The following is a 12,954-nucleotide window of genomic DNA, read 5'->3' as shown; positions in this document are numbered from 1 at the left end:
CTAATTTTATCATGAAGGAGTGTTCCATAAATGAGTAAATTACGAACAAATCATACCGCTATACAGAAGGAAAACGCAGTTCTGCCTTATGGATGGATGATAGTCACCCTATGCTGGTCAGCGGTTGTAGTCATGTCCAGCCTATATGTAACGGTGCCTCTGGTTCCCCTCTTTGCCGATGTATTTGGAAAAACGCTTGCCGAAGCAGCCTTGCCGGGCAGTATCTTTTCCTTGGGCTTTGCGATGGGCTGCCTTATTTATGGGGGACTGTCTGACCGCTTTGGACGAAAGCAGGTCATCGTCTCCGGACTGCTCGCATTAACGATTATTTCGTTATGCCTCGGCTTAACCAGTCAGTATCCGGTATTAGTGGCACTACGCCTGCTACAGGGCTTGGCGGCGGCCACCTTTTCTCCCGTAGCTCTCGCTTACGCTGTAGATATGTTTCCGACCGAAAAGCGGGTAACGGCTATCGGCTTTATCAGCACCGGTTTTCTGATAGCAGGTATTGCCGGACAGGTATTTAGTATTGTCATCAGTGAACAAATGGGATGGAATATGGTCTTTTGGATGCTGGGGGTACTGTACGCCATAACCTTCCTGATCGTCCTTTTTTTCCTGCCTAAAGCTCCCTCGCCTCAACGAGGCGTCCGCATTTTAGCAGCCTTCAGTCAGTTGGGTACTGTTGTGCGCTCGTATCCTTTGTGGCTAAGCTACACGGTCGCTTTTGTGCTCCTGATGTCCTTTGTGAGCATGTATACTGTTTTGGGCAGCTATCTGGGCGGTCCCGAATTTGGCCTGAACAGCACGCAGATGCTTTATGTAAGATCCGCTGGCATCATCGGCATGCTTCTATCACCTTTTGCCGGAAAGCTAGCCCAAAAATTGGGTGTGCATCTTATATTACGAGCAGCCCTAGCTCTCTCCATTCTCAGCTTGGCGCTGACGGGAATGACGCATTCTCTTATTGCTATCGTCGTGTTGAGTGTATGTTTTGTAAGCGGCATTGCCTTGAGCGTTCCTTCACTCATTGCAATTGTCGGCCAGCTGGGAGGTTCAGCAAGAGCGATAGCGGTCTCACTTTACACCTTCATTCTGTTCGCAGGTACGAGCCTGGCACCTATGCTTTCTATTCGTTTGATGAGTAACAGCGGAAATCAGGCGGCTACATTTATGCTGCTGGCAGCTGTTCTGTCTGTGGGCTTTATCGCCTCCCTACTCATTCGTCAGAAGCAAAATGATTCATTGAAGCGGAGTGCATAAAGCTATAAAGTGAACTTAAAAGTTACTATAGTGCCACTGCGCAGTGGCGCTATAGTAACTTTCATCAGACATGTTTATATGATTTATGTGAAATATGTCATTGCATTTCCCTCAAGATTACAAACTATCTCTTTGGAGACATCCATAGAATGAGGTACAATACAGATAAGCTATATATGGAGAACTTTTGAACAGGAGGCTGTACCGAGCTATGAAGATCACATCTATCGAGCCGACTCCCAGTCCGAACACCATGATGCTGCATCTGGATGAACGACTGGAAGCAGGTATCCGCAGAACATATACACGGGACAATGAGCGTTCCGCCCCCCCATTCATCCGGCGCATGCTGGCCATTGAAGGGGTCAAAAGCGTGTTCCACACGACGGATTTTGTCGCCCTTGACCGCAAAGGCAATGCAGACTGGTCTACCATTCTGGGTCAAGTCCGGGATCAGCTGGGCGAGGAAGGCGCTGACGCCAATTGGGATTTGCCGGAAGAAACCTCCGGGGAAGCGTTTGGCGAAGCACAGGTCTTTGTGCAATTTTTCCGCGGCCTTCCGATGCAAATTCGGGTTAAGGCGGGACAGAAGGAGGAACGGATTTCCTTGTCCGACCGCTTTGTGCAAGCCGTTACGCGTGTAGCGAGTGCTACACTGATCAAGGAGCGCAAGCTCAGTGATTACGGCGTTCGTTATGGTGAGCTGCCGGATATTGCGCGCGAGGTCGAGCAGGAGCTGGAAGCCGCCTTTCCGCAGGAACGGCTGGAGCAGATTATCCAGCAGGCGATTGCCCACGGCGCGAACAACAGCGAATTCGTGGAGGAACGCCGCGAATGGAGCGATGCCGAGCTGGAGCAGGCCCTGCAGCACGAGGATTGGCGCACACGCTACGCTGCGCTGGATCGGCTGGAGCCGACACCCGAGCGCTTGCCGCTTATCCGGCAAGCGCTGCATGACGACAAAATGCAGCTGCGGCGGCTGGGTGTCGTCTATCTGGGCGATATCCGCTCACCGGAGGCGATGGAGCTGCTGGCCGAGGCGCTGCGCGATCCTTCCGCCGCGGTGCGCCGTACCGCAGGCGACACGCTGTCGGACATCGGTGATCCGGTCGCTACCGGTGCGATGATTGAAGCGCTGTCGGATAGCAGCAAGCTGGTTCGCTGGCGGGCGGCCCGTTTTTTATACGAGGTCGGGACCGAGGAGGCGCGTGACGCGCTGGAGAAGGCTGTCGATGACCCCGAATTCGAGGTCAGTCTGCAGGCTAAAATGGCGCTGGAGCGCATCGAGTCAGGCGAGCAGGCCGCAGGCACAGTCTGGCAGCAGATGGCCAAGCGCAATTCATGATTTTATACTTTACAGCGGCAAATTCAAAAAATTGTCGATTGTCAGAAGATGTACAGGTACGATATACTGTAGTTCGCTATACAATAAAATATCATGTCATACACCTCATCAACCCTGTTTTATGATGAGGTAGAGGTCGCGGATGTAATCAGTACACCGGAGGAGACGCCAAGAGCCGTCTGTGATTCCAGTGGAAAGGTACACCCGCCGAAGTATGCGGAGCTGACTCTTTGTAAATACTCCGAATGCTGGGGCTGCTGACCGAAAGGAGCAGAACTGTCACGCGATGTCCTGACACAGACACGTGTGTTGAGCTATCTTGTTATAGAAGAAGGTATGGTGCGGAATGCATAGACAAGACCGCAGGCGTATTTCCTGCGGTCTTTTGATTTATATACTTCCCCCTCCTTCTGGCTCTTGCCCTGACATGAAATACAATTTCATGAAGGAGTGTTTGAACGTGCAACACAAAGCAACACCTGACGCAACCTTGCGGAAAAGTCTCAAAGCCCGACATATGACGATGATCGCCCTCGGGGGTTCCATCGGAACAGGCCTGTTCCTCGCCAGCGGAGGCGCGGTTGCCGAAGCCGGACCCGGCGGAGCCCTGCTGGCCTATGCTGCAGTCGGACTCATGGTCTACTTCCTGATGACCAGCCTCGGTGAATTGGCTACATTCATGCCTGAATCCGGCTCTTTTAACACCTATGCAGGTCGCTTTGTTGATCCGGCTTTCGGTTTCGCCATGGGCTGGAACTTCTGGTATAACTGGGCGGTGACGATTGCCGCCGAACTGGCGGCAGCAACAGTGCTGATCAAATACTGGTTCCCGGAAAGTCACTCCGCCTGGTGGAGTCTGCTATTTTTGGCCGTCATCTTTACGCTGAACGCGTTGACCGTCAAAGGCTATGGCGAATCTGAATACTGGTTTGCCATGATTAAAATTGTGACTGTGGTCATCTTTTTGGCTGTGGGTGTGCTAATGATCTTCGGCATTATGGGTGGCCCGGCGGTTGGCTTCGCCAACTTCACGGTCGGAGACGCTCCGTTCCATGGCGGATTCTTCGCCGTATTGGGTGTATTCATGGCTGCAGGCTTTTCCTTTCAGGGAACAGAGCTGATCGGGGTAGCGGCTGGAGAAAGCGAAAATCCGCGTGAAAATGTGCCGCGGGCCATTCGCCAAATCTTTTGGCGCATCCTGTTCTTTTATATTCTGGCGATTCTCGTCATTGGATTGATTATTCCGTATACGAATCCGAACCTGCTGCGGGGAGATATCAGCGACATTGGAGTCAGTCCGTTTACGCTTGTGTTTGAAAAAGCCGGGCTTGCGATTGCCGCCTCTGTCATGAACGCCGTTATTTTGACCTCCGTATTGTCAGCAGGCAACTCGGGGATGTACGCAGCAACACGTGTGCTGTTTGCTCTGGCACGCGAAGGCAAAGCTCCCCGCTTCCTCGGACACGTCAATCGACGCGGCATTCCTATGAATGCCTTGCTGATCACGACTGCAGTCGGTATGCTGGCCTTTCTTGCCTCTCTGTACGGGGATGGTGTCGTCTACAACTGGCTGCTAAATGCCTCCGGAATGTGCGGGTTTATTACGTGGGTCGGTATTGCGGTCAGTCACTATCGTTTCCGTCGTGCCTTTATGGCACAGGGGCATAGTCTGAGTGAGCTGCCATACACAGCACGCTGGTTCCCGTTTGGGCCGTTGTTCGCCTTCGCGCTGTGTATCATCGTTATTATCGGGCAAGGTGCGGATGCCTTCACCGGACAGGAGATCGACTGGAAAACGATGATTGCTACGTACATGAGTGTGCCACTGTTCCTTATTCTGTGGTTTGGCTACAAATGGATCAAACGTACCAAGGTCGTTCCATTAAAAGAATGTGATTTGAGCTCAGATGCTTCTGCGAATAAATAAAATAGTAAAAAGCCCGTCTCCACATATCATGGAAAACATGCTGTTCATTCTGGTCCCAGAACGCTCAGTCGCATGTTTACCTATAGATGCCCGGAGACGGGCTTTTTGTTTTATTTGGAGGAAGGAGCTGCGGCTACTGCAGCTGTTAAAGACATATCTAAGGCACGTCGAGTGAAGATGCCATAAATTACAGCGATCAGTGTCAATAATGAGGAAAACAAGTACAAATTAACGATGCCCAGATGATCTGCAATCCAGCCCATTAAGAGCAGCGAAATGCAAAAGGTCAGACTGGTCAATGTGGCCTGGGCCGACAGTACCTTAGGCAAATCATGCACAGACACGCTCATTTGCATCATCGTGCGGCGGGATACGACCGACATTTCCGCAGGCAATCCCATCAACAACACGATAAGCAGCGTCAGCGGCGGTAATGTGTTCAGCGCATACCAGGCTGTCAGCAGGCCGTAGCCTGCCATCCCCGCCAGCATGGCGGGCAGCAGTCTGGGCTGCAAATGCTTGACGCAGGCGAGGACAACGATGCCTCCACCGATCGCGCCCGCAAAATACGCTGCATTAATGTATCCCCACCATGCCTCGCTCTTGTGCAGAACCTGCTGAGCGAAAGCAAGCGTGAACGCGCCGACCCACACGGATCCCCCCAGCAAGTCAATCATATCCATGAAAATAAGAGCTTTGAGCCTTCGACTGGCTCCGATAAGGCTCCAGCCTTCACGCAATATTTCTTTTTTACGCTTTGGAGGTAACGCCGGGCTTTCCGACTCCGGGCCATGAAGCATTTCTTCCAGCTGTACGGGAGGCAGGTCATAATGTCCTTGCCCCGACTCAGATACAGCCTCGGACGCTAAATCCTCCCCACTTCGTACCCGTGTTGCGGGCTGCAGCAAGTAATGAGCCTTGCCCTCTAATGGATCTCGGATCAGGCTGGTGAACATCAGGGCTATCATATATAGTCCGCCGGCCACCAGCAGTGTCTTTTCAGAGCCCAGCATGGCTACAAGCACGCCACTAAGCCCCCAGCCCGCTAGTTGTACCGTCTGATCGCTGACGGATACAAAACTGTTTGCCCGCATCAGCTCTTCGCCGGAGGCAAGACGAGGAATCAACGCATTACGTGCAGGTGTAGTCCAGCCGTCCAGAAAAGACATGGCTGCTACCATCGTAAATACGATCACCCATATCGGCTCCGTGCCCGCTAACCACAGGTGGCCCAGCAGAACAGCAAAGAAAGCCAGTTGCCCAAGCTGGGAAACGAATAAAATAAAAGGCAGCTGGAATCGGGCCAAAATCAGCGGTGCCAAAAAGCCGCTAATCATCTGTGCTCCCATCCGCAGCAACGGAACGAGCACCGAGGAAAAGATCGAATCCGTCTCATGAAAAACGAGCGATACAAGTGCCATAATATAAAGAATATCGGCCGCATTTGACATGGTCTGGGTGCCAAGCAGATAAGTAAAGGAACGCTTGTGCATATCAATAAAATACTCCTTTAGTAGTGTAGCTTTTTTACTGCAAGATGGATTAGGTCCATTTCAACGTTACACGAAGATTCCCGGTACTGCCTAAATTCGTAATCTGATAGGAGATGGACTTCAAACCGAGCTGATATAATGGCTGCAAATCTTCCTTGAGGCTTCGCTCTGTCCCCTGATATCCGAAGGTAAGCGTCGCCCCGCCTTTATTTATAGCCGTGCGAACCTGCTCCTTGATGTCGGCCGATGATTTAACCAAACCCTTGCCGTCCTGGAGCGGGTATTCCAGGTTATTATACAGCTTTTGATACACAGCGGCCTTCGGTCCTCCCGCAGCGATCATTGCTGATAAGGTTTGCCGGTACGATGTGTTCGCCTGAGGATACGGTTTAACCCATGAGTGGTCCCGGCGCATTTCGATGTCGGTCAGCAGATAATAGGAAGTGCTTACCTCGTTCCCGCGATCCGGGGTTGGATCATCCCAGGTCGTATCCATGTGATACCAGTGACCATCCAGCAAAACAAGATTCCATGCATGCAGCTGGCCCCCTGCTCTTCCTTCTACAATCCGGTTCGTAATCCCTGCGCGTTCCAGCATTTTGTAGGCTAGCAAGGAATATCCCTGACAGACGGTGCTCCCGGTTTTCAGACCATCGTAGGCTGTATACTTTTGTTGTGTTTCATCGTATTTCAGACGAACCACAATCCAGTCATGAATGGCCTTCACCTTCTCATGATCGGTCATGCCCTTCGTAATGATATCCCCCAGCACGGATTGAACGGTGCTATTCACGTAGGCCGTCTGTTCCTTCGTTTCACGGTAGCTCAAACGAATCGTGACCTCAGCGGACGTGGTAGTGCCAGTATAGCTGAATGCATAGCTTTTGATCGTATAATTCACATACGGATCGCTCTCCATGGCCTGTTGAATGGCCGTCTCCAGCTGCTGCTTGAGACCGTTCACCCGCCCTTGATATGTAAAGGTCAGCGTTTCACTCCGTGTATCCATGGCCTGTAAAAGCTTATTCTGAAGCTGCTGCGACGATACGGATGAAGTCGGCTTGACCGACGCCGCATATACACTGTTGCCCCACTCCACAGCCTGCGGCAGCAACACAGCCAGCGCTGCACCTGCAACCAGACATTTTACAAGCCTAACCCCGATTTTTCTGTTCATACAGAGCGTTCCTGCCCTTCTTAACATAGTTGTTAACAGCTCTATCTTACCATAAAAACAGTTGCCCCAAACGCTCTAGTTTTGTCGGTTGCAGACGAGTAAGACACCTGGCTACAGACAAGTTGTGACACCATGCCCACCTTTATAACAACGGAGCAACAGGTACAAATATCGCTCTCAGAGAATTTTATCACAGCAACAAAGCACTTCTTATGATATGGTACTTGCATTGGAAGTAAATGATATTGATTCTCATTCTACATCGGAAAGGCTGAGCACCATGCCAGAACATATCTCTCTCCTTCGTATACCAATGGGCCAGACTGTGCGTTTGCAATCCCTTGCCTCTCTCCATCCCTCATTGCGCCGCCGTCTAACGGACATGGGCATTGACGAAGGTTCTATTATACGATTAAAAAAAATCAGTTTGTTGGGCGGTCCTATTGTCATTGAATGCAACGGTCAATTGATCGGCCTCCGTCAAAATCAAGTGAAGCAATTGGAGGTCGTCCCAACATGGACATGATCGCTCTGTTCGGCAATCCCAACACAGGAAAAACCTCATTATTCAACAAGCTGACTCGTACCTATGCTGAGGTAGGCAACTGGTCCGGGGTCACGGTGGAAAAGAAAACAGGGCTTCTGCGCGACAAGTCTGCCGTTTTGGTGGATTTACCGGGTGCCTATTCCTTGCTTCCACTTTCGCTGGATGAGGGTGTCGCAACTCGGTATTTGCTGGAGGAACCGCCCGCGGCCCTCATTAACATCGTGGATGCCTCCCAGCTCCAGCGAAATCTGTATCTGACCGTACAGCTACTGGAGTATGGACGCCCGCTTGTACTCGGCCTCAACATGACCGACGTAGCCGATGCGACAGGTCTTTGCGTAAACAAAGAATTGCTGGCTGAGCAATTGAACGTTCCTATTATTCCGATGGTGGCTCGCACAGGCAGCGGAAGCAAGCAAATGCTCGCCACTCTTCGAGAGGTACGGCGTACATCGAATAATTTCCAACTGGATTACGGCCCCGCCGTCGAAGCCGCCATTACGGATATCAGCAGCCTGCTGACGGATGCACCTATACCGCAACTGCGATGGGCCGCACTGCAATGTCTGGAAAACAATCCTGTCGTTATGGAATGGATGACCACTGAGGTGCAGCGTGAAAAGGTAACTGCACGTATCCAGCGTTGCGGGGAAGATCTTCTCGGCGAAGGCTATGCAGCCACCCCTGCCCAGCATATCCGTTCTGTACGTGCAGCATGGATCGCTGACCTGTGCACCAAGGCGCTCGACACCTCCAGGTTCAAGCCACACAGTCTGACAGATAAGCTGGACGCAGTGCTAACCCATCGATATCTGGGGCTTCCGATCTTTTTGCTGCTGATGTACGCTACCTTCAAGTTTACCTTCGATTGGGCAGGTACGGTCCTTTCAGATATGCTGGACGGATTCTTTTCAGAGACACTAAGCAGCTGGATTTCGGAAGTGCTCGTGCAATTGAATGCATCTGCTTTTACACAAAGTCTGGTCGTGGACGGCATCGTGGCGGGCGTCGGGGGCGTACTCGTGTTTCTGCCTCAGATCGCTATTTTATTCTTGATCATCTCGGTGATTGAGGATTCCGGATATATGGCACGGGTCACGATATTAATGGATCGGCTGATGCAGGCTGTTGGCTTGAACGGGAAAAGCTTCATTCCCTTTATCATCGGATTTGGCTGCAATGTTCCGGCGATTATGGCGGCACGCACCATTGAGCAGCCCAGAGAACGCCTTATTACAACGCTGCTGGTGCCATTTATGTCATGTTCGGCCCGCCTGCCGGTATATGCGTTGTTCACGGGAGTGTTTTTCCCGACACATGCGGCCAGCGTTATCATGCTGATGTACGTGCTAGGAATTACCGTGTCGCTCATACTTGCCAAAATTTTTTCCAAGGTATCCATTTTGTCGGGCGAGCCGTCCCTCTTCATCGTCGAGCTCCCTCCCTATCGGATACCGCAAGCTCTCACCCTGTTTCGCAGCACATGGGAAAAGGTCAAGGGCTTCGTCCGCAAGGCCGGAACGATTATTCTTGCCGGCTCCGTCGGCATCTGGCTGTTGTCCAATTTCGGACCACAGGGCTTCGGTGCCGAAATGGATGACAGCCTGCTCGCCACGATTGGAGGATGGTTTGCGCCCATATTGGCTCCTCTCGGTTTTGGCACCTGGCAAGCAGGGGCGTCCCTGCTCACAGGCTTTATGGCCAAGGAGGTCGTGGTATCGACGATGAATATCATTTACCACGTTCCGGACATGCAGGGACTAGAAATGCAAGTAAGGCATGCCTTTACGCCGTTAGCCTCTTTTAGCTTCATGGTGTTCATTCTGTTGTATGTACCATGTCTGGCTACGGTAGCGGTCATTCGTAAAGAAACCCTTTCGTGGCGCTGGACCGGATTCTCTGTGATCTATCCTTTGACCGTTGCGTATCTCATTGCCGTTGTGATCTATCAGTGTGGCAGGTTATTAGGCTGGGGTTAAGTTAGAGCCCTATGAAAATAGAAGGAAGTGGATTCCGTGATCAATATCATCATTTTATTGGTGATTCTCGGTTATAGCGCGTGGGTGTTTGTTCGTTTTTTACGGAAAAGCCGTCAAGGTGCTTGTGCCGGATGCTCATCAAGCAAGTCATGTCCGGGATGTGCCGGAAGTTCTATGAATGAGGATCATACGAAAATCAAAGAAAATATCTAATCAAACCCACATCAAATAAATAAGCTGCTTCGGATCTATCCTGCAACCGAAGCAGCTTTTTTATATTTTATATCAGATAAAAGTAATATAGTTCTTCGTTCTGGATATGACCCTTCTTATCGTGTCCAAGTTATACTTACACGCAAGTTCCCCGTGCTTGGCACTAAGGTATATTGATAATTCAGATTTCTGATACCTAGCTGATACAGCGGAGTCAAATCCTGTACTAAATTTCTTTCCGTCCCCTGATAGAGAAAGGATACCGTGGATTGCCCATTGAGGACAGCCTGTCGGGTCAATTCCAAAATCTCACGCGCAGATTTAGGGGCGCTATCACCATACGATGCATACTTCAGATCATCATACAGTTTTTGATACGCATCCGTCCTGCTACCACCCTCCGCGATCAGTCCTGCCAAGGTCTGCTGGTACGATGTGCTAGCGGCTGGATATTTGTGAACCCATGTATGATCCTGACTCAATTCATCATCCGTCAGCAAGTAGTAAGACGTATTTACCACATTAGCGCGATCTGGCACAGGATCATCCCAAGTCGTATCCAGATGGTACCACTGACCATCAAGTAAAACCAGATTCCATGTATGGTCCTGTCCACCTGCAACCCCTTGCACTATACGGTTCTCAATTCCCGCGCGCTCCAGCATTCTGTATGTGAGCAGCGAATAACCCTGACAAACCGTACTGCCGGTGGTCAACCCTTCGTAAGCTGTGTACTTTTGCTGTGGAACATCATATTTTAAATTTAAAACAACCCAGTCATGAATAGCCTTCACCTTCTCATGATCGGTCATGTCATTCGTAATAATGTTACTGAGAACGTCCTGAACCGTATTGTCCACATAATCCGACTGCGCTTTGGACTCCCGGAAGTTCATACGTATGGTCACATCAACGCCTGTAGATGTACCCGTATAATTGAATGTGTAGGTTTTGAGTATAAAATTTACATATGGGTCACTTTCCATCGCCCGATTGATCGTATTTTGTAATTGCTTCTGGAAGTCTCTCATGTCACCGGAGTATGTAAAAGTAAGTAATTCATTACGCGCAAGCATAGCTTGCAAGATTGTGCCCTCCAACTGCTGTACTGACGACGCTTGTTCGGCCTTGACCGAAGCTGCGGATACGCTTTCCCAAATCATAGTCTGTGGCAGTGCGGTAGCCAGAGCGGCTCCAACAACCAGACATTTCACTACCTTAACCCCTATTTTCCTATTCATATAAAATGTCCTTTCCCTTCTAGTTAAAGTTATAAACAGGTATATATTACCACGAATGATCATTTGATAAAAAAACATTATTTTCCAGTTTTAAAAGAAAGATACGTTTAAAATGAAAAAGCGGCTTGGGGTCTATCCTGCACCCGAAGTCGCTTTTTCATTTCATATGAAGTTTGAGGAGATTTGCAGTATTCAGCGATATTTCGCCAAATGTCCGTTGAGCTCCCGCGTGTGCGGGTAAACTACACGATACAGCTCATACAAACTTTCATACCGTGCCACATGCTCCGGGTTCGGTGAATATCTCGCAGCCTCACGCAGAAATGCTTCAGCACATGCCTGCAGCGATGCAAACCAGCCGCTGCCGTATGCAGCCAGCATGGCCGCCCCCAGGGCAGGTCCCTGCTCACTCTCCAGCTTGATGATATCCGCATCGAAAATATCCGCCTGCATTTGCAGCCACGCCTCGTTGCGCGCTCCACCACCGATGGAGATGACTTCCTTCACCGTTTTGCCCGTGCCTCTGAGAATATCAATGGATTCCTTAAGCGAAAACGTAATTCCCTCCAGCACCGCCCGTGTAAAATGCACAAGCCCATGCCCCGCATCCATCCCGATAAAGCTGCCCCTGATGGTTGCATCCGGATGAGGGGTACGTTCGCCGACAATATAAGGCGTAAACAACAGTCCGCTGCTGCCCGGTTCCACAGAGCTGACACCTTCCAGCAGCGCATCAAAAGAAAGCCCCGGCGCAAAGGTTTCCTTAAACCAGGTTAGGCTGTATCCGGCCGCGAGTGTAACCCCCATGATATAATAAGCATCCTGCTCACTATGATTAAAAAAATGCGCCCGTCCCTGCACATCAATATCCTTGCGCTCCTCATAGGAAAGCACAACACCCGAGGTGCCGATGCTGCACATGGTGCGGCCTTCGCTCAAAATGCCTGCGCCAATCGCGCCACATGCGTTGTCCGCTCCCCCTGCATACACCTTGGTTGCAGGCGAAAGCTCGCTCTGCTCCGCAATCTCCGGCAGCAGTGTCCCCGTCTGGTCAAAGGATTCCACCAGCGGCGGGAACAACGACAACGGCAATTCAAACGCAGCGGCGATCTCCTGGCTCCACTGCTTTTGAGCAACATCCAGCAGCAGCGTACCCGCCGCATCTGAATACTCCATCGCCAGTTGTCCAGTCAGACGGTACCGCACGTAATCCTTCGGCAGCATAAAATGCGCTGCACGTGCCAGCACGTCCGGCTCATGCTCCTGCACCCACAGCAGCTTAGGCAGGGTGAAGCCCTCCAGCGCGCGATTGCGGGCGATGCTCAGCAGCTTCGGCCCAAGCTGCTCTTCAATGCGGCGACATTGTGCCGTCGTGCGCGTGTCATTCCACAGAATGGCCGGGCGAAGCACTTGGCCTTCCTTGTCAGTCAGCACAAGCCCATGCATCTGTCCCGAAAAGCTAATGCCGTCCACGGCATCGGTACCGCCGATTCCGGCCTTCTCCACAAGCTCCTTCAGAGATGCCAACGTACCACGGACCCAGTCCTCAGGATGCTGTTCGCTGTACCCAGCCTTCGGCTGATGGAGCGGATAGGACTGGGAAGCTTCATAAGCCACTTGTCCCTTGCGGTTGACCAGTACCGTTTTGACTGCGCTGGTCCCTAGATCGATGCCGATGACATGCCGCTCCTGCTCCTGTTTTGGCTCCTTCTGCATCGAAGTTCCCCCTTCCCTGCTAACGTGTAGCCTTTATTTTATATATAGATCCT

The 12,954-nt window shown here is 51.1% G+C and carries 10 protein-coding genes and 1 riboswitch; of the genes, 6 read left to right on the top strand and 4 right to left on the bottom strand.

Features of this window, described 5'->3' with window-relative positions; all coding sequences use genetic code 11:
- The first annotated feature begins 30 nt into the window (after positions 1-30).
- From B4V02_RS04075 to B4V02_RS04065, 3 genes are all read left to right on the top strand, one after another.
- The gene (locus B4V02_RS04075; RefSeq protein ID WP_094153841.1) at positions 31-1,263 is read left to right on the top strand and encodes an MFS transporter; all 1,233 of its coding nucleotides are present in this window, start codon (positions 31-33) and stop codon (positions 1,261-1,263) included.
- 211 nt (positions 1,264-1,474) lie between these two features.
- Positions 1,475-2,608, top strand: coding sequence for a virulence factor (locus B4V02_RS04070; protein ID WP_094153840.1), 1,134 nt, complete (start codon positions 1,475-1,477; stop codon positions 2,606-2,608).
- A gap of 122 nt (positions 2,609-2,730) precedes the next feature.
- A riboswitch (Lysine riboswitch) is annotated at positions 2,731-2,933 on the top strand.
- Positions 2,934-3,068: 135 nt separating this feature from the next.
- Positions 3,069-4,535, top strand: a complete 1,467-nt coding sequence (locus B4V02_RS04065) for an amino acid permease (protein WP_007432151.1) — start codon at positions 3,069-3,071, stop codon at positions 4,533-4,535.
- Between the two features lie 110 nt (positions 4,536-4,645).
- On the opposite strand, the gene B4V02_RS04060 is transcribed toward B4V02_RS04065, so the two are convergent.
- A complete protein-coding gene (locus B4V02_RS04060; protein WP_094153839.1) occupies positions 4,646-6,028 on the bottom strand; it encodes an MFS transporter in 1,383 nt (460 codons plus the stop codon).
- Between the two features lie 49 nt (positions 6,029-6,077).
- Entirely contained in the window at positions 6,078-7,205 is a 1,128-nt protein-coding gene (locus B4V02_RS04055; RefSeq protein ID WP_094153838.1) for a transglutaminase domain-containing protein, read from the bottom strand.
- 280 nt (positions 7,206-7,485) lie between these two features.
- Between B4V02_RS04055 and B4V02_RS04050 the strand changes: the two genes are divergently transcribed.
- Genes B4V02_RS04050 through B4V02_RS04040 form a run of 3 tightly spaced genes read left to right on the top strand, consistent with a single transcriptional unit; the run spans position 7,486 to position 9,944 of the window.
- A complete protein-coding gene (locus tag B4V02_RS04050; protein WP_094156933.1) occupies positions 7,486-7,731 on the top strand; it encodes a FeoA family protein in 246 nt (81 codons plus the stop codon).
- Positions 7,722-9,731, top strand: coding sequence for a ferrous iron transport protein B (feoB, locus tag B4V02_RS04045; RefSeq protein WP_094153837.1), 2,010 nt, complete (start codon positions 7,722-7,724; stop codon positions 9,729-9,731). The genes B4V02_RS04050 and feoB overlap by 10 nt, the downstream gene beginning before the upstream one ends.
- A gap of 36 nt (positions 9,732-9,767) precedes the next feature.
- Positions 9,768-9,944, top strand: a complete 177-nt coding sequence (locus B4V02_RS04040; RefSeq protein ID WP_014278129.1) for a FeoB-associated Cys-rich membrane protein — start codon at positions 9,768-9,770, stop codon at positions 9,942-9,944.
- A 116-nt stretch (positions 9,945-10,060) separates the two neighbouring features.
- Here the strand turns inward: B4V02_RS04040 and B4V02_RS04035 are convergent, their stop codons facing one another.
- Positions 10,061-11,185 carry a transglutaminase domain-containing protein gene (locus B4V02_RS04035; protein WP_094153836.1) on the bottom strand — a complete coding sequence of 375 codons (1,125 nt, stop codon included), beginning with the start codon at positions 11,183-11,185 and terminating at the stop codon, positions 10,061-10,063.
- Between the two features lie 192 nt (positions 11,186-11,377).
- On the bottom strand, positions 11,378-12,901 hold the full coding sequence (xylB, locus tag B4V02_RS04030) for a xylulokinase (protein WP_094153835.1): 1,524 nt from the start codon (positions 12,899-12,901) through the stop codon (positions 11,378-11,380).
- Positions 12,902-12,954 lie beyond the last annotated feature (53 nt).

This window comes from Paenibacillus kribbensis, from assembly GCF_002240415.1.
GTDB lineage: Bacteria > Bacillota > Bacilli > Paenibacillales > Paenibacillaceae > Paenibacillus > Paenibacillus kribbensis.
The sequence above is the reverse complement of the archived record's forward strand: the minus strand, read 5'-3'. Positions and strand labels throughout refer to the sequence as shown.